Source organism: Streptococcus mitis, from assembly GCF_002096855.1.
Taxonomy (GTDB): Bacteria; Bacillota; Bacilli; order Lactobacillales; family Streptococcaceae; genus Streptococcus; species Streptococcus mitis_Y.
Window position 1 is genome coordinate 76,457 of sequence record NZ_NCVH01000027.1, and the last position, 24,193, is coordinate 100,649.

21 protein-coding genes are annotated in these 24,193 nt (G+C 40.6%); 3 read left to right on the forward strand and 18 right to left on the reverse strand.

Annotated features, from left to right (window positions below):
* The first annotated feature begins 125 nt into the window (after positions 1–125).
* The 3 genes from B7698_RS02535 to B7698_RS02545 are packed head-to-tail and all read left to right on the forward strand — an operon-like array spanning position 126 to position 2,879.
* Positions 126–1,115, forward strand: coding sequence for a mannose/fructose/sorbose PTS transporter subunit IIA (locus B7698_RS02535; RefSeq protein WP_084864542.1), 990 nt, complete (start codon positions 126–128; stop codon positions 1,113–1,115).
* A 25-nt stretch (positions 1,116–1,140) separates the two neighbouring features.
* The gene (locus B7698_RS02540) at positions 1,141–1,944 is read left to right on the forward strand and encodes a PTS mannose/fructose/sorbose transporter subunit IIC (RefSeq protein WP_000022716.1); all 804 of its coding nucleotides are present in this window, start codon (positions 1,141–1,143) and stop codon (positions 1,942–1,944) included.
* Between the two features lie 23 nt (positions 1,945–1,967).
* A complete protein-coding gene (locus B7698_RS02545; protein WP_000136864.1) occupies positions 1,968–2,879 on the forward strand; it encodes a PTS system mannose/fructose/sorbose family transporter subunit IID in 912 nt (303 codons plus the stop codon).
* 55 nt (positions 2,880–2,934) lie between these two features.
* Here the strand turns inward: B7698_RS02545 and pepC are convergent, their stop codons facing one another.
* The 18 genes from pepC to B7698_RS02655 form a co-directional block, all read right to left on the reverse strand.
* Positions 2,935–4,269: an aminopeptidase C gene (pepC, locus tag B7698_RS02550; RefSeq protein ID WP_084864543.1), complete on the reverse strand. Its 1,335-nt coding sequence runs from the start codon at positions 4,267–4,269 to the stop codon at positions 2,935–2,937.
* Positions 4,270–4,380: 111 nt separating this feature from the next.
* Entirely contained in the window at positions 4,381–5,103 is a 723-nt protein-coding gene (locus B7698_RS02560) for a pseudouridine synthase (RefSeq protein WP_084864544.1), read from the reverse strand.
* A gap of 270 nt (positions 5,104–5,373) precedes the next feature.
* Positions 5,374–5,604 (reverse strand): GlsB/YeaQ/YmgE family stress response membrane protein, encoded by a 231-nt coding sequence (locus B7698_RS02570; RefSeq protein ID WP_000901574.1) that lies wholly within the window; start codon positions 5,602–5,604, stop codon positions 5,374–5,376.
* 9 nt (positions 5,605–5,613) lie between these two features.
* Positions 5,614–6,855 carry an aminopeptidase gene (locus B7698_RS02575; protein WP_084864545.1) on the reverse strand — a complete coding sequence of 414 codons (1,242 nt, stop codon included), beginning with the start codon at positions 6,853–6,855 and terminating at the stop codon, positions 5,614–5,616.
* Between the two features lie 228 nt (positions 6,856–7,083).
* Positions 7,084–8,955 (reverse strand): DUF262 domain-containing protein, encoded by a 1,872-nt coding sequence (locus tag B7698_RS02585; RefSeq protein WP_084864546.1) that lies wholly within the window; start codon positions 8,953–8,955, stop codon positions 7,084–7,086.
* Entirely contained in the window at positions 8,949–10,259 is a 1,311-nt protein-coding gene (locus tag B7698_RS02590; protein WP_084864547.1) for a DUF262 domain-containing protein, read from the reverse strand. The genes B7698_RS02585 and B7698_RS02590 overlap by 7 nt, the downstream gene beginning before the upstream one ends.
* Positions 10,260–10,266: 7 nt before the next feature.
* Complete coding sequence (locus tag B7698_RS02595; protein WP_084864548.1) at positions 10,267–11,217, reverse strand: helix-turn-helix transcriptional regulator; 951 nt, start codon at positions 11,215–11,217, stop codon at positions 10,267–10,269.
* 109 nt (positions 11,218–11,326) lie between these two features.
* Positions 11,327–11,845 carry a DnaA ATPase domain-containing protein gene (locus B7698_RS02600; protein ID WP_084864549.1) on the reverse strand — a complete coding sequence of 173 codons (519 nt, stop codon included), beginning with the start codon at positions 11,843–11,845 and terminating at the stop codon, positions 11,327–11,329.
* Positions 11,846–11,931: 86 nt separating this feature from the next.
* Complete coding sequence (locus tag B7698_RS02605) at positions 11,932–16,323, reverse strand: PolC-type DNA polymerase III (RefSeq protein WP_084864550.1); 4,392 nt, start codon at positions 16,321–16,323, stop codon at positions 11,932–11,934.
* A gap of 103 nt (positions 16,324–16,426) precedes the next feature.
* Positions 16,427–18,508, reverse strand: a complete 2,082-nt coding sequence (gene fusA, locus B7698_RS02610; RefSeq protein WP_000090348.1) for an elongation factor G — start codon at positions 18,506–18,508, stop codon at positions 16,427–16,429.
* Between the two features lie 279 nt (positions 18,509–18,787).
* Positions 18,788–19,258 carry a 30S ribosomal protein S7 gene (gene rpsG, locus B7698_RS02615; RefSeq protein ID WP_000087873.1) on the reverse strand — a complete coding sequence of 157 codons (471 nt, stop codon included), beginning with the start codon at positions 19,256–19,258 and terminating at the stop codon, positions 18,788–18,790.
* Between the two features lie 19 nt (positions 19,259–19,277).
* Positions 19,278–19,691: a 30S ribosomal protein S12 gene (gene rpsL, locus B7698_RS02620; RefSeq protein WP_001142332.1), complete on the reverse strand. Its 414-nt coding sequence runs from the start codon at positions 19,689–19,691 to the stop codon at positions 19,278–19,280.
* A 313-nt stretch (positions 19,692–20,004) separates the two neighbouring features.
* A complete protein-coding gene (locus tag B7698_RS02630) occupies positions 20,005–20,604 on the reverse strand; it encodes a response regulator transcription factor (RefSeq protein WP_000866712.1) in 600 nt (199 codons plus the stop codon).
* Entirely contained in the window at positions 20,605–21,702 is a 1,098-nt protein-coding gene (locus B7698_RS02635; protein WP_084864551.1) for a sensor histidine kinase, read from the reverse strand.
* Positions 21,702–22,439 carry an ABC transporter permease gene (locus B7698_RS02640; protein ID WP_084864552.1) on the reverse strand — a complete coding sequence of 246 codons (738 nt, stop codon included), beginning with the start codon at positions 22,437–22,439 and terminating at the stop codon, positions 21,702–21,704. Before B7698_RS02640 ends, B7698_RS02635 begins: the two co-directional genes overlap by 1 nt.
* Before the next feature lies 1 nt (position 22,440).
* Complete coding sequence (locus B7698_RS02645) at positions 22,441–23,325, reverse strand: ABC transporter ATP-binding protein (protein WP_084864553.1); 885 nt, start codon at positions 23,323–23,325, stop codon at positions 22,441–22,443.
* The gene (locus tag B7698_RS02650) at positions 23,312–23,506 is read right to left on the reverse strand and encodes a hypothetical protein (protein ID WP_084864554.1); all 195 of its coding nucleotides are present in this window, start codon (positions 23,504–23,506) and stop codon (positions 23,312–23,314) included. Before B7698_RS02650 ends, B7698_RS02645 begins: the two co-directional genes overlap by 14 nt.
* Entirely contained in the window at positions 23,503–23,709 is a 207-nt protein-coding gene (locus B7698_RS02655) for a hypothetical protein (protein ID WP_192855090.1), read from the reverse strand. The genes B7698_RS02650 and B7698_RS02655 overlap by 4 nt, the downstream gene beginning before the upstream one ends.
* Positions 23,710–24,193 lie beyond the last annotated feature (484 nt).

The following is a 24,193-nucleotide window of genomic DNA, read 5'->3' on the forward strand; positions in this document are numbered from 1 at the left end:
TTAAATGTTTTCTTGAATATTTTATATCAATTAGTTGATTTTTTTATGAAAACGGTTTATACTAATCTAGTCTTAAAGTTTTCTTAAACAATGGGCACAACATTTTATAAGGAGGAATGACAATAATGAGTATCGGAATCATTATTGCGAGCCACGGTGAATTCGCTGCAGGTATTCATCAGTCAGGATCTATGATTTTTGGTGAACAAGAAAAGGTTCAAGTTGTAACCTTTATGCCAAATGAAGGTCCAGATGACCTATACGCTAAATTTAACAACGCTGTGGCTGCATTTGACACAGAAGATGAGGTGCTAGTTTTGGCTGACCTTTGGAGTGGTTCTCCATTCAACCAAGCTAGTCGCGTGATGGGAGAAAATCCTGATCGTAAGTTTGCCATCATCACAGGACTTAACTTACCGATGTTAATCCAAGCCTATACAGAGCGCCTCATGGACGCTACTGCAGGTGTGGAAAAAGTCGCTGCGAATATTATCAAAGAAGCCAAAGATGGCATCAAAGCTCTTCCAGAAGAGTTAAATCCAGTTGAAGAAGTTGCAAGTGCTGCAGCTGCTCCAGTTGCCCAAGCGGCTATCCCAGAAGGAACTGTTATCGGTGATGGTAAACTGAAAATCAATCTTGCCCGTCTAGACACTCGTCTCCTTCACGGTCAAGTTGCAACTGCTTGGACTCCAGATTCAAAAGCAGATCGTATCATCGTTGCTTCAGATAACGTTGCCAACGACGACCTTCGTAAAGAATTGATTAAACAAGCAGCTCCAAGTAATGTCAGAGCCAATGTGGTTCCAATTCAAAAACTAATCGACGTTGCAAAAGATCCTCGCTTCGGAGGAACACATGCCCTTATCTTGTTTGAAACACCTCAAGATGCCCTTCGTGCTATCGAAGGTGGCGTGCCAATCAAAACTCTTAATGTTGGATCAATGGCTCACTCAACTGGTAAAACAATGGTTAACAACGTTTTGTCTATGGATAAAGAAGACGTTGCTACATTTGAAAAAATGCGTGACCTTGGTGTTGAATTTGATGTACGTAAAGTACCAAACGACACCAAAAAAGATTTGTTTGACTTGATCAACAAAGCAAACGTGCAATAATCGATTTTATGAAAGGATTTTAAAGATGTCTATTATTTCTATGGTTTTAGTAGTCGTTGTAGCCTTCCTAGCAGGTCTTGAAGGTATCCTCGACCAGTTCCAATTCCATCAACCAATCGTAGCTTGTACCCTTATCGGTCTTGTTACTGGTAACCTTGAAGCAGGGATCATCCTTGGTGGTTCTCTTCAAATGATCGCCCTTGGTTGGGCTAACATCGGAGCTGCCGTAGCTCCTGACGCTGCTCTTGCTTCTGTTGCTGCTGCCATTATCATGGTTCTTGGTGGCGACTTTACTAAGACAGGTATTGGTGTTGCCCAAGCGGTTGCTATCCCTCTTGCAGTTGCTGGTCTATTCTTGACTATGATTGTCCGTACACTCTCTGTCGGATTGGTTCACACTGCTGATGCTTCTGCTAAAAAAGGTGACTTCAAAGCAGTTGAACGTGCTCACTTTGTCGCACTTCTTCTTCAAGGTCTTCGTATTGCAGTCCCTGCAGCACTCCTTCTAATGGTACCAACTGAAACAGTACAAAGCATTCTAAATGCTATGCCTGATTGGCTCAAAGATGGTATGGCTATCGGTGGTGGTATGGTCGTTGCCGTTGGTTACGCTATGGTTATCAACATGATGGCAACTCGTGAAGTATGGCCATTCTTCGCTATCGGTTTCGTGCTTGCTGCCGTGTCAGATATTACTCTAATCGGATTTGGTGCTATCGGTGTTGCTATCGCTCTTATCTACCTTCACCTTTCTAAAACTGGTGGAAACGGTGGCGGAGGAGCCGCAACTTCTAACGACCCAATCGGCGATATCCTAGAAGACTACTAAGATAAGAAAGGACTGAAAACATCATGACTGAAAAACTTCAATTAACTAAATCAGATCGTAAAAAAGTTTGGTGGCGTTCAACTTTCTTACAAGGCTCTTGGAACTATGAACGTATGCAAAACTTGGGTTGGGCTTACTCATTAATTCCAGCTCTTAAAAAACTCTACACTAAAAAAGAAGATCAAATCGCTGCTCTTGAACGCCATCTTGAGTTCTTCAACACTCACCCATACGTAGCCGCTCCAATCATGGGGGTTACTCTTGCACTTGAAGAAGAACGTGCTAACGGTGTTGAAATTGATGACGCTGCTATCCAAGGGGTTAAAATCGGTATGATGGGACCTCTTGCTGGTATCGGTGACCCAGTATTCTGGTTTACAGTACGCCCAATCCTTGGATCACTCGGTGCTTCACTTGCCCTTACTGGTAATATCTTAGGTCCAATCCTCTTCTTCGTTCTTTGGAACTTGATTCGTATGTCATTCTTGTGGTATACACAAGAGATTGGATACAAGGCTGGATCAGAAATCACTAAAGATATGTCTGGCGGTATCCTCCAAGACATCACTAAAGGAGCTTCTATCCTTGGTATGTTCATTCTTGCTGTCCTTGTTCAACGTTGGGTAAATATTAAATTTGCTTTCGATGTTGCCAAAGTTCAACTAGATGAAAAGGCTTATATCCATTGGGATAAATTGCCAGAAGGATCTAAAGGTATTCAAGAAGCATTCGCACAAGTAGGACAAGGATTGTCTCAAACACCTGAAAAAGTTACTACTTTCCAACAAAACTTGGATATGTTGATCCCTGGACTATCAGGACTACTCCTTACTCTCCTTTGCATGTACTTGCTTAAGAAAAAAGTATCTCCAATCACTATTATCCTTGCACTCTTCGCAGTGGGTATTGTGGCACATGTTCTTCACATCATGTAATCAAGCAACTTAAAAGGAATCAGGTTCTAAAATCTGATTCCTTTTTTCTATACTTTTATTCGGCCAAGGCACCCATTGGATCCCATGGTGCGAGTACAATTGGTTCTGATTCATAGGCAGCTTGTTCTTCTGCTGTCAGCAATTCCTTACGGACAACGATTTGGTAAGTGTATTCGTCCATCCAAGCGTCTGAGGCAACAAAGTACCCATCGGTACCAACCTTGTCTCCCCATGAGTTTTCAACCTTCCACTTGGTTGACTTGCCATTTTCATCCAAATCAACACCTGTCAAGACCATGGCGTGAGTCATCAAGCTTTCGCTGTAATCCAAACGTCCAGCCTTGTCTTGAGTGAATTGAATATCCATGCTTGATTCAAAGTCATAAACATCTGTCGCAAGGATTCCAGCTTTGCGGTTGCTGAGCTGACCGACATCTGAACCAAACCAAACAGTCTCACCTGCTTGCATTTGGGCAATCGCCAATTCTTTCAAGCGCTCCATCGGCACGTTGATGTAACGAACCGCACGGCTACCAACCACATTTCCCAACATCTCAACTGTGTAAGATTGGCCATAAGGTTTGTCAGCAGTTGGTGCGTTGATAACAGAAACATAGTCTTCTAGAGGAAGATTGACATATTTCTTGTAAAACTCTTGTGGTGTAATGCCCTTTTCGCTTTGGTAGTTGTTATCCTTATCGCGATAAGCAAAGTCAAATTTACGTGGTGGAAGCCCTAATGACATAGCAAGGAAGTTAAAGATTTCTTGCAAGAGGTCTTCTTTCTTAGCTTGAACAGTGGCTTGGTCTGCACCAGAAGCAAGCAAGTCACGCAAAATTTGAGCATCTTGGCGAAGCAATTTATTAAGGATTGCATTTAGCTCACGGCTACTGCTAGATGAAACTGACTCAGGATAGACTGACTTGGGAACAACACCGTATTTCTCAAAAAGAGATACCACCATATCCCATTGTCCACCATCTTGTTGTGGAGTTTGGAGTAGGAAACTCACCTTGCGGCTTGTCAATTCTTGGTCTGCAGTCGCAATGACTTGCTCCAAGAACCAGTTTGATTTCTCATACTTGTCCCAGAAAAATGTGTGGGCCTGTGATAACTCAAAATTTTCCAATTTATATTGTGAGATGAGCTTGTGGCGGAAGGTATTGAGAGCCGCAAACATCCAGCAACGACCAGACGCTTTCTGGTTGGTTACCTTGTCCTTGGTCAAATCCAATGAGAAAACAGGTGTGTTATCTACATGGCTTTGGCGACGTTCTAGAGCTGCAAAAATTCCGTTGTGGCTAGCAGCATTTTCAATCGCTTGGTATTTGACATTTGCTTCATAATTGGCAAATAGTTTATCAGTAAATGATTCTTGAATCGCGTTCATAGATTCCTCCTTTTATTCTACAGTCTATTATAACGCTTTTCACAAAGGAAGCAACTGAAAAACATAAAAGGCAAGGACATTCTCCCTCACCTTTTTCGAATATAAACCAAACTAAGCAATACTTGCAAGGAGAACCTCTAATTCTTTCTTGGTCAAGCGACGCCATTCTCCTCGTTGCAAGTTCTCATCCAAGACTAGAGTTCCCATAGTCAAACGTTGCAAGTCTACTACTTCCTTGCCGCAATAGGCAACCATTCGTTTGACCTGATGAAACTTCCCTTCTGCAATGGTCACACGGATTTGGCTTTGATTCTTTTCTGTATCTATGGACATAAGCTCCAGTCTAGCAGGCTGACAAGTAAAGTCTTTGAGAGGAATTCCCTTGGCAAATGTCTCCACATCTTCTTGGGTCATGATTCCCTTGACCTGGGCCAGATAGGTCTTATCCACATGACGCTTGGGCGAAAGGAGAGCATGGGCAAGCTGACCATCATTGGTCAAGAGCAAAAGCCCATGCGTGTCAATATCCAAGCGTCCTACTGGGAAAACTTCCTTGCTCCGAGCAATATCATCCAGCAAGTCCAGAACAGTTCTGTGCTTGGGATCCTCAGTCGCTGAAATAACCCCTTGGGGCTTGTTCATCATGTAGTAGACAAACTCTTCATACTCCAACACTTCCCCATCAAAGCGGATCTCATCTCTTTCTTCATCAATCTGCAGTTTCGCTGATTTTTCTTTTTTACCATTTACCGTCACGCGCCCAGCCTTGAGCAAGTTTTTGACCTCAGTCCGGCTCCCCACAGCACAGGCAACTAAAAATTTATCTAATCTCATAGAACTATTATATCATACTCAAAAGGAGGCTGGTACAATAACCAACCTCCTTTTCGTTTCATACTCTTCAAAAATCTCTTCAAACCGCGTCAACGTCGCCTTGCCGTAGGTATATGTTACTGACTTCGTCAGTTCTATCTGCAACCTCAAAACAGTGTTTTGAGCTGACTTCGTCAGTTCTATCTACAACCTCAAAACAGTGCTTTGAGCAACCTGCGGCTAGTTTCCTAGTTTGCTCTTTGATTTTCATTGAGTATCAGATTTAGGAAATTAACTTCCTCGTCTCCAAAAAATAGCTAAAACAATCATGGAACCTAGTACTGCCGGAATAATGGCAGTTCCTGCTATTATCGGTCCCCAAGTCCCAAAAAGCAAATTCCCTATAAAGGCACCAATCCAGCCTAGAAACATTTTTCCAAAACATCCCATTCGCTCTCCACGATTGGTCAGAGTGCCTGCTAAAAATCCCACTAGGAGGCCAACGAACATACTTCCTAACATATTATCTCCTTAATTTACCCAATCTCCGTTACGGAAGAGTGGTACACGTGTCCCATCCTCACGGATACCATCGATATCCATTTGGTTAGAACCAATCATAAAGTCTACGTGAACATCTGAACGGTTAAGCCCCGCAGCTTCAAGCTCCTCTTCGCTCATCTCCGCTCCACCAACTACGCTAGTTGCATATGCTGCACCGATAGCCAAGTGATTTGACGCATTTTCATCGAAAAGAGTGTTAAAGAAGGTAATGCCTGACTGAGAAATTGGGCTTGGATCTGGTACCAAGGCACATTCACCTAAGGCACGCGCACCCGCATTTTCAAAGACAAGGTCTTTCATGACTTGATCGCCCTTCTCAGCTGAAATATCCACGATTTGTCCATCCTTGAAGGTTACTTTAATTCCTTCGATGATATTTCCATTATAGCTAAGCGGTTTTGTAGAAGTGACATAACCATCTGCGCGACGAAAATCAGGTGCTGTGAAGACTTCTTCTGTTGGCATATTTGGCAAGAAACCTTCCCCTTGAGCATTAATAGCTCCTGCTGATTCCCAAACATGGTTTTTCGGCAATCCAAGGGTCAAATCAGTCCCTGGCGCTGTGTAGTGAAGGGCTGAGAATTGCTCTTTATTGAGCATTTCCGCCTTGCTCTTGAGGATAGCTGCATGTTCTTCCCAAGCCTTAACAGGATCTTCTTCGTAGACACGGCAAGTTTTGAAGATTTGATCCCAAAGAAGATCAACTGCTTCTTCATCGCTTGCTGCATTTGGGAAGACCTTCTTAGCCCACTCAAGTCCAGCAGCGGCTGCTACAGTCCAACTAACCTTGTTGGACTGAGTTGCGATACGCATTGGCTTCATGGCAAGCCCCATAGCTTTAGCAGAAGCTGAAAGCTTATCAGCATCGACTCCGTTCAAGGCACCTGGATCAGATGAACGGACTCCGAGACGGCTAGCCTTGTTCTCCAAGAGATAGTTCATCTCAGCAATCTTGTATTCTGGTACATTGTCCAAACGCTCCATTGGCGCGTGGAGGAATTTCTCACGGTTAATGACATCATCTGTCCACTGAACGATAACCTCATGCGCACCCAAGGCATAAGCTTCTTTGACGATTAAGTGAGCCAACTCACGTTGCTCCACATCGATAGAGAGAGCCAAAGTGTGACCAGGTTGCACGTTGATTCCGTTCGCAACCAATAATTTCGCATATTTTTCTAGATTTTCTTTAAAATTTGGTAAAACCATGTAATTTTCTCTTTTCTATTTTTATTTTTCTTTCAAAGCAGAAAGTAGCCCTGCTAGTGCAATAGTACCTGACAAGAGTGCTGTCGATAGAAGTATTGTCTGATCAGCAAGTTCTAGCTGATAGTCAAAAACTTTTTGAGCTGGTTTGTCTTTTACAAAATCCTTCCCTTACTAGTATATCACATATATTGGTATTTTAAAAAACAAGCTTACTGAAGCTTGTTTTAATTAGCTATTACAAAAATTTTGTACATACCTTTCCACTTCTTTTTCCATAGATTGAATCTCACAAATATCCCATCTATTTTTTTTAGAAGTTATCTTTGCCATCATCTGTAATTTTAAACTCTGACGATGGAATATCCCTTCTCTTTCCCATTGTTCTAATTTAGCCTCTGGATAGGAGTTGCCAAACCTGGAGTTCTGACTATCAGTAATAATACAAAGGTTGCCAAAGGAATGTAAAAACTCAGCAGGTAATTGGCTCTCTCCATCATGTCCATTTGGATTCTGAGGATACCAATGCTCTACGGAGCGACGATAAGCAAATTTAAAATCTTTAAACTCAATATCGTAATCTTTCTTCAATTCTTCACGATTTTTCCACAAAACATAATCCACAAAGTTAAAAGCATAAACAGGAATTGCCCCATATTTTTTGATACTTTTATCTTCGGTAAACAATCTTTCTTTTGCATATCTTACTGCCATTTTTTCAAGAAAATTCTTAAAGAGACTAGTAAATTCTGTTTGATTTAACTCTTCAATATGGTTAAACAGGAATTGCAAGATTTCATATAACCAACGACTATCACGATTGGCTGTAAAGGTCACAGCAAACATGGATTGGAGGAGGATAATGTTTTTGTTTAAATTGTCAAAAGTATTTTTTTGAAAGTTAATTCGAACATATTTCCATCCTCTATTTTCATTTCGTTTATATGTCTCATACTGACCTCGTTTGATTTGCCATTCGGTTTCATTTTCTAATTGGACATTTTTTACGATAAGCGTATCAAATATATGCTTCATAGTCAGAAGTAGTTGCCCAAATTGTTGGACCCATTCTCTATCTCGTCGTTCAATTTCAAAAATTTTCAATAATTTTTTATCATCAAATGTAGTTTCATCATTTCCTTCCATGATGAAAAAAACTTGAAGTAAAAATGTTGGAAAATCAATTACAGTCGTATAATTTGAAATATCTGCTCCATTATTTACTAAGCTACTACTTTCATATTTTGTCTGAGTAATTGCATCTAGTAAACTTCGTTGCTCAATTTTTTTTACTCTTATTTTCTCAAATACACTTTCCAATTTGAAGTTAGTAAATTCTTTACCAAAAATTTTCTCACCCTCTTCATCAGTATTTTTTGGTCTACTTCGGATTTGAAAAGTTCTTATTACCGGCTTATCAAATTCTGCACAGGCGTCCCAGATTTTCGCAAATTTTTGCGCCATTTCTTGATCTTCACCGAACTTAGCCATCATTTGTGCCTTAAGAATCTCATGGGCCTCCAGTTGCTCTCCTCGAGAGTTGAAACGTTCGAAATATAAATTCAAATCTAAATCATTGGGAAGAATACTACGAAAAATAATGACATTATCAAATAGATAATTAAAGAAAGATTCAGATTCAAATTGCCGCTCCTCTAGTACTTTTTTCAATGCATCTTTAGCATATCCGTAGCCTCTAGTCAGCTCATTTTCATCGTCCTCTGAAATTTTTTTCTTGGCAAATAAATCTTGAATATTCTTATTTGATTTCTTCCTAGCTGGGAAGGTAAGATTGACAGCTTTCAATCTATCAAAACCAAACTCATGCTTCAAAGCTAAGGCAATCAAATTAAGGGCTGTTGTCCGTTGTTGCCCATCTATAATTTTGAAAATGTCATTCTCTTTATTAACGACTAATGTTCCAATATAGTAATTGTCTCTATTTTCATTGTCTCTATTTTCTTGAAAAGCATCTGCTACATCGTTCAATAACTGTTCAATTTCATCATAAGTCCAGGCAAAATTTCTCTGATAAAGAGGGATAGCATAGGTATCTTCATTTAACAAACGATTAACTGATAAGCTTATCTGTGTTTCTACCATTTATTTTTTTCCTCTTCTATAATCTTGTCCACAGTATAATTTTCAAATAATTCTCTATCTATCTTGACCATGAAATCATTCGGAGTGACAGCATGAGATAAAAGTTGAAATAGCTTTTGAGCCTCTTTTTGTCTAAAACTTCCACCAGCAGCGTATTTCCCTACCGTTGCATCATATATAGCTTTAGACTTAACTCGAGGGTAATAAGACCAAATAAACAGGGTCTCTACAATCTCCGTTGATAGCTCATCTTTTCCAAATCTATCTGCAAAAAGTGAACAAATATTTAAGAATATATTGTGACACTTGAGGTAGCGTCCTTTTGAGCTATTGTAAATGTTCAACATGCCTTCTGGGTAAGCTAGATTTTTTTCTTCCCCTTCAAGTTCATCAGAAAATCCTAACTCTGCATTTAAAAAATCTTTATGTTCTTTAATAGTTTCATGAGCAGATTCAATATACTCAAAAAATTTACTTCCATCAATGATTGGCATAGTAATGGACATGGGGAGATTTTCAATATGACGATACAATTCTAGATATGGAAAGTTCTGATTCAAATCAACGCCTTTAAAATCGTCAATAAAATCCTCTGTAAAACGGAGATAAGAACCATAACGCTTGTTGGTCAATCCTGTCTCTCCTCGCGACCAACGTCTCATACGAAAAAGATGTTTATCAAATAACTCTTTGAGACTTAAATTTTTATCCTCTACAAATTGCTCCCACTTTTCCACAATTCTTTCATCTTCGGTATCTTCCTTGCGAAGATGATAGGCTTTGAGCAAATCATGAGGTTCTAAAGATTTTCCACGATTATTCTGAGAATCAAATAACTGAAAGGCTTCAGATAATCGTTTCTGTGGCATAGTAATCACGGAGACAGAACAATTTTCCAATAAAAAGTTGCAAATATCTTTTGCCTGATTTTCGCCAACCAATTGAGCCAAATTTTCCCACTCATTATAATTTTCACTCGCATGATAGCAAGATAGCTCTCCAAATACAGTAGCACTCAGCAGTTGCTTAGCACCCTTATAATTCTCTAAACTATCTAATAAATGAAGAAACAAGGAAATAGAAATTAGCCGTTGCTGTCCATCGACAATATCGTATCCATCATTTTCATGTAAGATAACGGAACCAATCTGATATTCCTTTTTCCCCATAGCATCTCGTAAATCATAAAAAAGATTACGAATATGTTTTCTGTTCCATTTATATGGTCTTTGATAAGAAGGAATTCGCAAATCCCCTTCTTTCAGTAGTTCTCCAACCTTTTTAGAAGTAAATTGAATAGTCATTTTATCCTCATCTATATTTATCTATCATTTCTTGAACTGTTTGCCTCATATCCTCTACTAAAATCCGAGGAGACAAAACAGTAACTGCTTCCCCTTGTCCCAGCAACCAGCGTTTAAGCCCCGGTGTATGCTGACTTTCAAATTTAAAATGAGTCCAATCGCCATTTTTCCCAACTATTTTTGCATTTGGAAATTGATCCATCACAATCGTCGGATCGTACAAATACTCGATTTCAATACTGATTTTCTTCCCAATAAAAGCGTCTACTCTCTCGTTACGAATGTCTCCATCTCTAAATTTATCTCGATAAGAAATAGAGGGTTTCTCTATATCACTAAGAGACCAGGACTGGATACGGTCTACTCTTAAAGTAATATAAGTCTCATATTTCAACTGGTATACAACCAGATAGAAATAGTGACTATCATAATAAAGAGAGACTGGTAAAACAGTCTGCCTCTTAGAAGACTCATAATAAGGTTTTTGATAGACAATATCTAGAACCTGTTCATGCAAAATAGCTTCTGATAAATTCCAAATTTTCTCTATTCTATTTTGTTGATCCGTTAAGGGAGCATAGTTAAGCTTTTCGCTGCCAATGATCTGCTCAATTTCTTTCTGATCATCACGGGGAACTAAGACCAGTAAATTATTTAGTAAGCTAGCAATTTCTTGTCTATTCAGTGCTCGATTTTCCAATAAAATCTTTGAAATAACGAGTATATCCTTTTTATTAAAAACTGACTTACTCGCTAAACAATACTTATTCGTTTTACGGTTATAAAACAAATCTCCACTATAACTGGTGTTACTAGATAAAATATCACGGAGTAGCGAAAAATCTCTCTGTATCGTCTTTTCACTAACTTCAAATTCCTGAGCCAATTGCTTTTTTCCTAACTGAGTCCCAAACTGTAAACGTAAAAAAATCGTTAGCAGTCTCTCTTGATCATTCATTTGCAATTTCCTTCTACATATTATTCAAACAATATTATTTCCAGTACATTATTATCACTTCTATAGTCTAACTAGCACTTTATATTCAAAACGATTAAAGCAAAATAAACTATCCCTTAGGTGATTTCAACTGTACCACTATGCCAGATTCGAAGAACTCAACTACAGATTCAGGCATATTTTTTAAGTCTTCGGGTAAGCAGTCTGAATATACAATGAAGAGTTTGCTTCTTTTCTTATTCTCTTTGAATTGCTGCATCCAGTATTCCTGTACCCTTTGATCAGCCTCTCCCAAAAATTGAACTCCATCCAAAAAAATCAAATCATACTCTGTATACCCCATTTGCAGTTTCATCCATTGACTATGTTTAGAAAAAATCAAATTATCTCTCACTCGATAATATGCAAGTGATGCTATTGGAATAGCAGGTTTTATTTTAGTTAACGTATAAAACAAATGCCATCTGTCAGTCTCTGAAATACCGCAAATGTAAATACATTGAGAATCTTCTTTTAAGTCTATTTGTGGGAATCCGGTCCAATCACTCCCATCATCTTTCAAGCCTTTTTCAAAATTATAAATTTCCTCTTCAATTGACACATTAGAATTTAAAATTTCTTGATTCATATTATACTCTCTTTTCTATTACTTTTAAGAGAATTATAACAAATCAAGTGGACATATTTTGTCCACTTGATCAAAATAAGCAATTTTTAAAACAATTCATCAAACAAGCTCAACTGATTATCCTCTGGCATATTGCCGAGAATGCCCATTTCATCCATCTTTTCAACCAAGGTTGAGGAAAGTCCTCCACGCTTGCGCAACTCAGTTTTAGAGAGGAATTCTCCCTCTTGACGGGCACGAACCAGTTGCTTGGCAACGTTCTCTCCTAGTCCATCCATAGCGACAAACGGTGGGATCAGGGTATCTCCATCGATGAGGAACTCTGTCGCCTGACTACGGTAGAGATCGAGTTTGCCAAACTTGAAACCTCGTTCCCACATCTCATTGACAATCTCAAGAGTTGTATAAAGATCAATTTCCACATTAGAGGCTTCATTGTTCTTCCGTTTTTCAGAGATTTCTTCCATTCTGCGTTTGATGGCATCCAAGCCCGCACCCATGGTCTTTATATCAAAAGCCTTAGCACGGATGGAGAAGTAAGCACAATAATAATAAATTGGATGGTGAACCTTGAAGTAAGCTACACGAAGGGCCATCATAACGTAGGCTGCCGCATGGGCTTTAGGGAACATGTACTTAATTTTCCCACAGGATTCGATATACCACTCTGGCACCTTATTAGCCTTCATGGCTTCGATATAGCCATTTCTCTCCTCTTCTGAAATCTTGAGCCACAAGCCCTTACGTACCCGTTCCATGATGGTAAAGGCCATCTTAGGTTCAAGACCAGCATGCATGAGGTAAACCATGATGTCGTCCCGACAACCGATAACAGTCGATAGGTCTGCTATTCCTTGCTTAATCAGATCTTGAGCATTGCCAAGCCAAACGTCGGTACCGTGAGACAACCCTGACAACTGAAGCAATTCTGCAAAAGTCGTTGGGTGCGTCTCGTCCACCATTCCACGTACAAAGTTGGTCCCAAACTCTGGAATTCCCAGCATGCCCGTAGGCGTTCCGATTTGCTCAGGTGTCACTCCTAGCACATCAGTCCCAGAAAAGAGGGCCATTACGCCTTCGTCATCCATAGGAATTTCATTAGGGTCAATCCCAGACAAGTCCTGCAATTTCCGAATCATGGTCGGATCATCATGTCCCAGCACATCAAGTTTGAGGACATTCTCATCGATATCGTGGAAGTTAAAGTGGGTCGTCTGCCATTCAGCCGTCACGTCATCCGCTGGATACTGGACAGGCGTAAAATCGTAGACATCCATGTAGTTAGGAATAACAACGATTCCCCCCGGGTGTTGTCCTGTTGTCCGCTTGACACCAGCAGCACCTTGAGCAAGGCGTTCCACCTCTGCATCACGATAAAACTTCCCATAGTCCCGCTCATAGCCTTTGACAAAGCCATAGGCAGTCTTGGCAGCCACCGTACCAACCGTTCCTGCACGGAAGGCATATTCCTCACCAAAGATATCACGCACATCCAAGTGGGCGCTAGGCTGGTCTTCTCCCGAGAAGTTCAAGTCAATATCGGGAACCTTGTCCCCATCAAAACCAAGGAAGGTCTCGAAAGGAATATCCTGTCCGTTTTTACTTAGTTTGTGACCACATTTAGGACAGTCCTTATTAGGCATATCAAATCCTGAACCATAAGAACCATCGGTGATAAACTCACTATACTGACACTGACCACAGACATAGTGAGGAGAGAGAGGATTGACCTCCGTAATCCCAATCATGGTCGCAACGAAACTAGATCCGACAGATCCACGAGAACCCACCAAATAGCCCCGTTCATTGGAGCGTTGCACCAGCATCTGCGAAGCCAGATAAATCACAGCAAATCCATTCCCCAGAATGGAAGTCAATTCTTTTTCAATCCGCAAATCGACAATATCTGGCAGCGGATTTCCATAAATCTCAAAGGCCTTCTTATAGGTCAACTCAGCAACTGTTTCTTCCGCCTTGTCGATGAAAGGCGTGTACAAGTCACCCTTAACGACCTCAACGGGTTCAAAGATATCTGCCAAGGCATTGGTGTTTTCAATAACCAATTTACGTGCCAGTTCCTCTCCCAAGAAGGCAAATTCATCCAACATTTCATTAGTCGTTCTAAAATGAGCTTTTGGAAGAGGAGCGGGTTGAGCATGTTCCCCATGACCGATAGTTCGGTTAATCATAGCCCCCTGTCCCAAACTACGGACGATAATTTCACGGTAAATCTCTTCTTCCGGTTCGATATAGTGAACATTTCCAGTAGCCAGAACTGGCTTACCAAGACGGTCTCCCACTTCTATCAAACTCTTGATAATGGTCTGGAGTTCCTCCATATCCTTAACCTGCTCCTTGGCAATCAAGGGAGCATAGATAGCTGGTGGCATGACCTCGATAAAGTCATAATACTTGGCCACCTCAACCGCCGCATCCACACCTTGGGAAACGACTGCATCAAAAACTTCACCTTCAGAGCAAGCTGAACCTAAAATCAAACCTTCCCGATGGGCATCTAAAACCGTTCTCGGAATCCGTGGCACCCCTTCAAAGTACTTAGTATTAGACAAGGAAACAAGCTTAAAGATATTTTTTAGCCCTACTTGATTCTTGACATAAATGGTCGCATGCTTGATACGAGCTTTTTTATAAGAATCTGGACTAATCAAATCAATGTTAAGTCTAGCTAAATCGGTCACACCATGTTTTTCTGCTACCTCTTTGATAAAGATAAAGAGCAGACGACCAGTCGCTTCCGCATCGTAGTTGGCCATGTGGTGATGTTCTAAGGCCACACCAAAACGCTTGGTCAAAGGCCCCAAACCATGACGTTTGTACTCAGGATAGAGGTTTCTAGCAAACTCCAGCGTATCAATAACTGGCTGACTAATCTTTGGCAAACCATGACGCTCATAATTGGCATTCATAAAGCCAACGTCAAAGGTCGCATTGTGGGCAACTAGGACCGTATCCTTGCAAAATTCTTGGAATTCTTGCAAAACTTGTTCCAGTGGTTTGGCATTTTTGACATGGTCATCTGTAATTCCAGTCAACTCCGTGGTAAAGGCCGACAAAGGATGCCCGGGATTGATAAATTCATCAAATTCAGCAATGACATTCCCCTTATACATCTTAGAGGCCGCAACCTGAATCAAGTCATTGTAGATAGCTGATAGACCCGTCGTTTCCACGTCAAATACCACATAGGTCGCTTCTGACAAGTCCATCTCCACTTCGTTATAAACGATAGGAACACGGTCCTCCACGATATTGGCTTCCATACCATAGATCAGCTGGATCCCCGCTTTCTTAGCTGCCTTATAACCGTGTGGGAAGGATTGAACATTCCCGTGGTCGGTGATAGCAACTGCTTTGTGTCCCCACTTAGCAGCTGTCGCAACGATTTCTTCAACCTCTGGTAGAGCATCCATGGTCGACATGTTAGTATGAGCATGAAACTCAACCCGACGCTCACCTTCTGGCATCAAATCCTTACGCTCATAGTGAACAACTTCCTGCACGTCTTGCACGTTCATCGTCAAATCGCGTGTGAAGTTATTCATCTCCACATTCCCACGAACTCGGAGCCAAGAATTTTTCTTGATTAGATCAAATTTCTGAGCCTCTTCTTCATTCTTAACCCACTTTTGCATAGAAAAACTTGAAGTGTAGTCCGTCATTTTAAAGTTGATCAAAACACGCCCTGTTCTGGTCACTTTTTGCTCCACATCAAACACAACCCCTTCAAAGACCAGACGATTTTCCTCCGTCGTCACTTCGATCATAGGAGTAATCTCTGCCTTATCCAGCTTGGGTTTAGCTGCAGCTTTTTTCGCTTGAAAATCAAAGGCTGGTTTCTCTTCTGCTGGAGGAGGTGCCATCTGTTCCAGTTGCTCCATAGCACGGAGCGCTTCCTCATTGGCAGCTTGAACAATCTGCTCATTTTCAGCATGAAAGGCCTCTTCCTGCTCTTGGGTCAGCACATCATTTTTCTCTACTTGACAAGTAAAAGTTGGAAAACCAAACTTTTCAAGTTGTTTGGCTAAATTAGGAAGATGATTCTTCTTAAAATGTTCCTTATCAATCGCCTCAGAACCCTCAATAAAGAGTTGATTTCCCTCAGCACGAACTTGCAAATTCTGATAAAGGGACTTAAAACCTTGACTAGCACATGGCCCATCAGAAAAAGCCTCTCTATAGTAGGAATGCAAGAGTTGATTTGAAAATTCTTGAGACAGAGTCTTGATTTCGAAAATAGCTTTATTCCCTGTCTTAGAAAATTCTTCGCTCAAACCTTTCTTTAATTCTAAAAAGATTTCAATCGGTAAAATATTAGAAAATACGAAATGAAACTCCCATACCTTACTAATTTTATGAACCACAACTCGCTCAATATCAGCCTGTGCTAAAGCAGGAGCCTGTCTCATTTCAGCAGGCATCCCCAGTTGATTCATCAAAATTTCAAAACTATTTGACATTCATTTTCCTCACATTATTCTCCTACTATTTTACCATATTTAGAGGTATTTTCTAAAGACAAAAGGAAGCCACTAAGTGACTTCCTTCTAGAGTGAGGACAGATTAGTCTTCACCTTTGTTTTTCTTAATGATTTCTTCTTGTACTGACTTAGGTACATCTTCGTAGTGGTCAAATACCATCATGAATGTACCACGTCCTTGAGATGCAGAACGAAGAACTGTTGCGTAACCGAACATTTCAGCAAGTGGAACGTAAGCACGAACGATTTGGCTGTTACCATGTGCTTCCATACCATCTACACGTCCACGACGAGCAGTTACGTGCCCCATAACATCACCAAGGTTTTCTTCTGGAACAGTGATTGTTACAAGCATCATTGGTTCAAGGATAGCTGGTTGTGCTGATTTAGCAGCTTCTTTAAGAGCAAGTGAAGCCGCAATCTTGAAGGCAGTTTCAGATGAGTCGACATCGTGGTATGAACCATCGTAAAGCTTAGCTTTAACGTCAACCATTGGGTAACCTGCAAGAACACCGTTAGCCATAGATTCTACCAAACCTTTTTCAACCGCTGGGATAAATTCACGAGGAACCACACCACCGACGATTGCGTTTTCGAATTCGAATCCTTTACCTTCTTCGTTTGGAGTAAATTCAATCCATACATCACCGAATTGACCTTTACCACCAGACTGACGTTTGAAGAATCCACGTGCTTGAGTAGAAGCGCGGAATGTTTCACGGTAAGATACTTGAGGAGCACCTACGTTCGCTTCAACTTTGAACTCACGACGCATACGGTCAACAAGGACGTCAAGGTGAAGCTCACCCATACCTGAGATAACTGTTTCTCCAGTTTCAACGTTTGTTTCAACGCGGAATGTTGGATCTTCTTCAGCCAATTTTTGAAGGGCGATACCCATCTTGTCTTGGTCAGCTTTAGATTTAGGCTCAACCATCAATTGGATAACTGGTTCTGGAACGTTGATTGACTCAAGGATGATTTTAGCTTTTTCATCTGTCAATGAGTCACCAGTTGTAGTATCTTTCAAACCAACGGCAGCAGCGATATCACCTGAGTAAACAGTATCGATTTCTTGACGGCTGTTGGCGTGCATTTGAAGGATACGTCCGATACGTTCACGTTTACCTTTAGAAGTGTTCAATACGTAAGAACCTGATTGAAGCACACCTGAGTAAACACGGAAGAATGTCAAACGACCTACAAATGGGTCAGTCATGATCTTGAAGGCAAGAGCTGCAAATGGCTCTTCGTCAGATGCTGGACGAGTTTCTTCTTCGTCTGTATCTGGGTTAATACCCTTGATTGCTGGGATGTCAAGTGGGCTTGGAAGGTAGTCAATAACCGCATCAAGCATCAATTGAACACCTTTGTTCTTGAAGGCAGAACCACACAATACTGGGAAGAATTCAACGTTGATAGTCGCTTTACGGATACCAGCTTTCAATTCTTCGTTAGTGATTTCTTCACCTTCGAGGTATTTCATCATCAATTCTTCGTCAGTTTCAGCAACTGCTTCGATCAATTTTTCACGGTATTCTTGAGCTTGGTCAAGGTATTCAGCTGGGATGTCTTCTTCAAGGATATCTGTACCAAGGTCGTTAGTATAGATTTCAGCTTTCATCTTGATCAAGTCGATGATACCACGGAAGTCATCTTCAGAACCGATTGGCAATTGGATTGGGTGTGCATTTGCTTGAAGACGATCGTGAAGTGTGCTTACAGAGTAAAGGAAGTCAGCACCGATTTTATCCATTTTGTTGGCAAATACGATACGTGGAACTCCATACTCAGTTGCTTGACGCCAAACTGTTTCAGTTTGAGGCTCAACACCTGATTGTGAGTCAAGAACGGTAACAGCACCATCCAATACACGAAGAGAACGTTGTACTTCGATTGTGAAGTCCACGTGTCCTGGTGTGTCGATAATGTTTACGCGGTGGTTGTTCCATTGAGCTGTTGTCGCAGCAGATGTGATAGTGATACCACGTTCTTGCTCTTGCTCCATCCAGTCCATTTGTGACGCACCTTCGTGAGTTTCACCGATTTTGTGGATTTTACCAGTGTAGTAAAGAATACGCTCAGTAGTTGTTGTTTTACCAGCATCGACGTGAGCCATGATACCGATATTACGAGTTTTTTCAAGTGAAAATTCGCGTGCCATGAGGTTTGTTTCTCCTATTTATTTTTGATTTCTATTCTATTATAACATGATTTTAATAAAAACGGATAGGCAGGACCTACCCGTTCTCAATGTTTTCATGCTATTGTTGGTTTCAACTTGTAGATTTACAAATTGAATCGAACTCGGGCTAAAGTTAATTAGCCGATTTGAGCCGGAACGGGATGCTGTGTGAAAAAGATAAACTTCCTTGTATTCGTCGAATACTGCGTCAGTTTCCTATTTTCACCTTGCATCCTTACCGTTCCTAGCATCATGATTTTACCAACGGAAGTGTGCGAATGCACGGTTAGCTTCAGCCATACGGTGAGTGTCTTCACGTTTCTTAACTGCTGCACCAGTGTTGTTAGCAGCATCCAAGATTTCTTTTGCAAGACGGTCTTGCATTGTGTGTTCACCACGAAGACGAGCGATTGTTACCAACCAACGAAGTCCAAGTGTTGTACGACGTTCTGGACGAACTTCAACTGGGACTTGGTAGTTAGAACCACCAACACGACGTGCACGTACTTCAAGTACAGGCATGATGTTTTCCATAGCTGTTTCAAATACTTCAAGTGCATCGTTTCCAGTAGCTTCTTTGATTTGCTCAAAGGCACCGTAAACGATTGAAGCAGCTGTACCACGTTTACCATCAAGCATAACGCGGTTGATAAGACGAGTAACTAGTTGTGAATTGTAAAGCGGATCTGGCAATACGTCACGTTTTGGAGCTCTATTTTTACGACTCATTTCTCTTTATCCCCTTTCCTTATGCTTTTGGACGTTTAGTACCGTATTTAGAACGGCCTTGTTTACGATCGTTAACACCTGCAGTATCAAGTGCACCACGGACGATATGGTAACGTACCCCTGGAAGGTCTTTTACACGTCCACCACGAAGAAGAACCACGCTGTGCTCTTGCAAGTTGTGTCCGATACCTGGGATGTAGGCAGTAACTTCGATAAGGTTGCTCAAACGTACACGAGCGAATTTACGAAGGGCTGAGTTAGGTTTTTTAGGTGTCATTGTTCCAACACGAGTTGCAACACCACGTTTTTGTGGTGAAGAAACGTTTGTTTGAACTTTTTTATGACTGTTGTAACCAACGTTCAAAGCTGGTGATTTAGATTTTTCTACTTTTGATTTACGCGGTTTGCGAACCAATTGGTTAATTGTAGGCATCTACATTCTCCTGTGTTTTTTTATTTTTGGTGATGATACACTTGGTGACAGCTATCATCTGTGTGTACTTTTGCAACATTTGTCAGCACGTCCCTGTACACTCTTGAGAGACCAAAAGTAAAAAGTACCGTCTATTATTGTAACAAAATTTTCCCTTGGTTGTCAAGATATTTTTCTTTTTTATTGTTAATTTTAGCTCTTTTGTAGTGCTCCCTAAAAAAGAAAAAGGAGGAATCCCACCCTCCTAAAGTTAGTATTGTTCCATTCAATCCCATCAATTTTAGCACATAATGGTTTTCGAGATATGATAGTATCACAACCAACCAGATTCTTTAGCGATATTGGCTGCCTCTGTTCGATTACCTGCATCTAGTTTCGAAAGAATATTGGTGACATAGTTTCGGACTGTTCCGTTGGATAGATAAAGTTTGTCTGCAATTTCTTGGTTAGAGAAGCCCTGAGCAATTCCCTTTAAAACTGCGATTTCTTGTTCTGTTAATGGATTGGGATGCGTCATCACCACTTCCATCAATTCAGGCGAATACTCCTTGCGTCCTTCTAGGACGGTGTGCAAGGTTTGCATGAGGTCTGCAATGTTTCTTTCTTTTAATACATAAGCATCTACTCCAGCCTTGACCGCACGTTCAAAATACCCAGGACGCTTGAAGGTCGTCACCACAACCACCCTTGTTTCAAGCTTTTCTGCTCGTATCCATTCCAAGACTTCAAGACCTGTCTTAACAGGCATTTCTACGTCAAGGATGGCGATATCCACAGACGCCTTTTTTAATAGTTGGATTGCTTCTTGCCCATTCTTTGCTTGAAAGACAGACTCTACATCCGGTTGAAGCGTGAGCAACTGGCACATGGCATCTCGCAACATACTTTGATCTTCTGCGACTAATACTTTCATCTACTTTCTCTCCTTATAAGGTAGTCGAACCTGAACTACTGTCGGTTGTTTCTGACTAATTACCTTTACTTCTCCCGAAAATGGAAGAACACGATCTCGAACTGTATGGAGGTCATCCCCCTTTATAGAAGTAAAGCCACAGCCATCATCTCTCACTGTTAGAATGAGTTCTTTCTCTGTCCGTTCTAATTTTAAGTAGACTTTAGACGCTTTAGCATGCTTGATGATATTGGTCACTAACTCAAGCAAAATCATGGAAGCCGTTGACTCCAATTCCTGAGTAAGGCTAGCGGTATCTAGTTGATTAGCCGTTTCCACCTCAATTCCAGCAATCTCTAGCATCTTTTTGACAGTTTCAAGTTCTGATGCTAAGGTCCGTGATTTCAGATTTTCCACAATGGTTCGCACTTCATTCATGGAATCCTTGCTTATCTGGTGAATTTCTTTTAATTCCTTTTCCACCTGTGGATAAGCCTCCATCTGAAACAACTGCAAGGCTAAATCTGTCTTGACACTGAGCATAGCAAAGGTGTGTCCCAGACTATCATGCAAATCCTGACCGATACGACTACGTTCATTTTCAGCAAGCAATAGATTTATCTTGGCATTTTGCTTAGTCTGCGCTTCTTTCAAATCCTCCACAATCCGAATCCGAACCAATCCAAAAGTCATTAAATCGACAAAAGCAAGAATTACAAGTAGATAGAATAGAAACTCAACTTCGATTCTCTGAAAAATCAACAGTTGGCCCACAACAAGGACTTGAGCAAGAAGAAAAGTCCGGACATGTAAAGAATTAAAACTACGTACGCCGAAATGATAACTTAAGAGATTGGATAGGAAAAAGAAAAACCAGATATAATTAACAGCAACAAAGGCAGTATTCCCAACTACATAAGTCAGCATGAGGCCCCAATATAGCCAAGATAGGCGCTGGCTCTTAGTTGTTAAAACACCCAAATATGCCACTACAAATAGAATATCAATCAATAAATGCCAGGAAGAAAGCCACCCAGTCACTACAGGTAGTATGGGGAAAATCATAAAAATTAAACTGGCCCAAAACATATAGTGTATGCTTTTCAGTCTTTCAAGCATTAAGCATTCTCCTTATGACCTTGAAGGTAAATGGTCAAACCAAACAAAACTGCTGAAAAAACAAGTAGATAAACTGTGGCTGATAGATTGATGCTACCCTCGTTTAAGAAGGTCTTGAGCAACTCCATCAACTGATAAGTTGGTAGGCACTTCCCGATTGCTTGCATCCAGTCTGGAAATAAAGAGATGGGCATCCAGAGTCCACCTAAAACAGCCAAGCTTAGATAGAGAAGATTGCCCACGACAGACATCAGCTGACTAGAAGGCAAGAGTGTCAAGGTCAAGCCAAGCGCTACAAAAACTACACTTCCTACTATCAGCAAGAACGCAGCCCCAATCCAGCTTCCTAAAGACATATCCACACCTCTGACCAAGTGCCCAACTGAGAAAACAACCAAGATTGAGACCAAATGATCAACCATCATACTTGTTATCTTTGATAGATAATATTCTACCATATTTACCGGAGTATGGCGCAATGTTTTCTGCCAGTTGTTGATCTTGTCGGTATGTAAGACAGCTGGGAATGAAAACATAGCTGTCGACATCATAGAAAAAGCTGTCATGGAGATGAGGTAATCACGCATAAAATTATCTGGTCCACCGGGTGTGTCCTGGTACATGCCTGAAAAGAATAAATAGAAGGCTGTCGGCATCCCAACGGATAATAGATAATAGACCAATTGTCGTTTGGTCAATAGAAATTCTATCTTGTTTAGTGCGATCCATCGTTTCATCTTAGTCATCTCCCTTTTGTGTTTCTTCAAAGATTGTATCCAACAAGCTACGATTATTGACTTCAATTTCTTGAATCCTACATCCTGCTTGGACTAACAGTTCCCAAAAAGCATCCGCTTCACGTGTAACTACTTGTAAAGCATCTTGTTTTTGTGACCAGTTTTCAACCAAGTTAGACTGCTCAATGACTTCCTTGTATGCTAGAGGAAGGATAAAGTGCTTTTCAATCTCTTCACTGCGCATGGCTAGAGGTGTTGTATCGCGAATCAACTCTCCCTTATTCAAGACCAAAATCCGGTCCGCTGTATGCTCTACCTCTTCGATATAATGGGACGAATAGAGAATAGTTACTCCCTGCGCTTTTAGATCCTGAACAATTTCCCAAAAGCGTTGACGGGTTGAAGTATCCATGGCCGCAGTCGGCTCATCTAAAAAGACTAGCTTTGGTCGGCCAATCAAGGTCAAGACAAAAGAGAAGAGACGCTTCTGCCCACCTGACAATTTTTCTGCGAATTGCTCTTTTTGTTGCGGGTCAAACTGCAATAGTTGATCGACTTCATGATTGCTCAAGGGATTTGGGTAAATGCTTTGAAAGAAAGCAATCAACTCTTTAACTTTTAATTTCTGAACGATTACATTTTCTTGAGGGAGGTAGGATCTTGTGTAGTCTAACTGAGAGCTCGTCACTGGCAAACCTTGGATGGATACTTGACCGCTGGTGACCAGTTTATCTCCAAGCAAACAGTCCAAGAGTGTTGTCTTACCGGCACCATTTGGGCCAATCAAGGCGACGCATTCGCCTTCTGCTACCTCAAAGGAAATATCCTTCAAAATGGCTTTACCCTTGATGATTTTATTTAAGCTTTCTACCTTAATCATGTTCATGATATTCTCCTTTCAGCCACTCCTTTCCCATCGGAAAGGCAATAAAAATCATAAATCCTAGACCCCAGGCACCGCGAATGACTTGGTGAAGGAAGGCTTGATCAAACCAACCTGTAAACATTTCTACCAACCATACCACTAGTGATAGTCCAATAAAAAGATAGAGAATCACTTTTTTCATTTTTCAAACTCCTTTTTCACATCTGAGACTAATTTCAAACCTTCTCGGATCAACCAAGACATCATGCCAAATCCTGCAAATAGCTCCCAAGGAAAATGATAGAAACCTTCATCCAATCCTGAGAACATGAGATAAGTCATGACTCCTGCTGCTACTAAACTCATTACGACAATCATTTTATTTTTCATCTCTTCTTCCTCCATTTCATACTTCAATTATAGACTTTTGAAGTTGGCTGAGCTAGATGCTTCTGTCACTAGGAAATATGACAAATGTCATAAAAATTCTGTTCAAAACAAGCAAGATACACTATACAATAAAACACAAGTAGAAAAACTCTCAGTTAGTTTCCTCAAAAGAGATATCAACCCCAATTCACACTATATTGAAAACTAATACTTATTTAAAATCAAAAGAGTAGAAATTTTTATCGTACAAATACATATATTATAGGCATAGCAAAAAATTCTTCAATTACTTTCTTAAAAGTTTGTAAGAATTATACAATCTGTTAAATTTTAATTTATGTTCCTAAACTACAGTATTCATTGAACAAATCAGGAAACAAAAAAGTATACGCGATCAAAATGAAGGCTCTATAATATTTGTAGTGGGTAAATCCCCTATAGATATTATGGAGCCGTTTTTATTGTAGAAAAAAAGTCCCATAAGATCTATAATGAAAAG

Excerpts from the sequence above, each read along its gene's own strand:
- rpsG (WP_000087873.1), bottom strand. The coding sequence starts at position 19,258 with ATGAGTCGTAAAAATAGAGCTCCAAAACGTGACGTATTGCCAGATCCG.
- B7698_RS02635 (WP_084864551.1), bottom strand. The coding sequence starts at position 21,702 with ATGCTTGAAAGACTGAAAAGCATACACTATATGTTTTGGGCCAGTTTA.
- B7698_RS02570 (WP_000901574.1), bottom strand. The coding sequence starts at position 5,604 with ATGTTAGGAAGTATGTTCGTTGGCCTCCTAGTGGGATTTTTAGCAGGC.
- B7698_RS02650 (WP_084864554.1), bottom strand. The coding sequence starts at position 23,506 with ATGAAAAAAGTGATTCTCTATCTTTTTATTGGACTATCACTAGTGGTA.
- B7698_RS02585 (WP_084864546.1), bottom strand. The coding sequence starts at position 8,955 with ATGGTAGAAACACAGATAAGCTTATCAGTTAATCGTTTGTTAAATGAA.
- B7698_RS02600 (WP_084864549.1), bottom strand. The coding sequence starts at position 11,845 with ATGAATCAAGAAATTTTAAATTCTAATGTGTCAATTGAAGAGGAAATT.
- fusA (WP_000090348.1), bottom strand. The coding sequence starts at position 18,508 with ATGGCACGCGAATTTTCACTTGAAAAAACTCGTAATATCGGTATCATG.
- B7698_RS02595 (WP_084864548.1), bottom strand. The coding sequence starts at position 11,217 with ATGAATGATCAAGAGAGACTGCTAACGATTTTTTTACGTTTACAGTTT.
- B7698_RS02630 (WP_000866712.1), bottom strand. The coding sequence starts at position 20,604 with ATGAAAGTATTAGTCGCAGAAGATCAAAGTATGTTGCGAGATGCCATG.
- rpsL (WP_001142332.1), bottom strand. The coding sequence starts at position 19,691 with ATGCCTACAATTAACCAATTGGTTCGCAAACCGCGTAAATCAAAAGTA.
- B7698_RS02540 (WP_000022716.1), top strand. The coding sequence starts at position 1,141 with ATGTCTATTATTTCTATGGTTTTAGTAGTCGTTGTAGCCTTCCTAGCA.
- B7698_RS02575 (WP_084864545.1), bottom strand. The coding sequence starts at position 6,855 with ATGGTTTTACCAAATTTTAAAGAAAATCTAGAAAAATATGCGAAATTA.
- B7698_RS02605 (WP_084864550.1), bottom strand. The coding sequence starts at position 16,323 with ATGTCAAATAGTTTTGAAATTTTGATGAATCAACTGGGGATGCCTGCT.
- pepC (WP_084864543.1), bottom strand. The coding sequence starts at position 4,269 with ATGAACGCGATTCAAGAATCATTTACTGATAAACTATTTGCCAATTAT.
- B7698_RS02590 (WP_084864547.1), bottom strand. The coding sequence starts at position 10,259 with ATGACTATTCAATTTACTTCTAAAAAGGTTGGAGAACTACTGAAAGAA.
- B7698_RS02545 (WP_000136864.1), top strand. The coding sequence starts at position 1,968 with ATGACTGAAAAACTTCAATTAACTAAATCAGATCGTAAAAAAGTTTGG.
- B7698_RS02645 (WP_084864553.1), bottom strand. The coding sequence starts at position 23,325 with ATGAACATGATTAAGGTAGAAAGCTTAAATAAAATCATCAAGGGTAAA.
- B7698_RS02535 (WP_084864542.1), top strand. The coding sequence starts at position 126 with ATGAGTATCGGAATCATTATTGCGAGCCACGGTGAATTCGCTGCAGGT.
- B7698_RS02640 (WP_084864552.1), bottom strand. The coding sequence starts at position 22,439 with ATGAAACGATGGATCGCACTAAACAAGATAGAATTTCTATTGACCAAA.
- B7698_RS02560 (WP_084864544.1), bottom strand. The coding sequence starts at position 5,103 with ATGAGATTAGATAAATTTTTAGTTGCCTGTGCTGTGGGGAGCCGGACT.
- B7698_RS02655 (WP_192855090.1), bottom strand. The coding sequence starts at position 23,709 with ATGGAGGAAGAAGAGATGAAAAATAAAATGATTGTCGTAATGAGTTTA.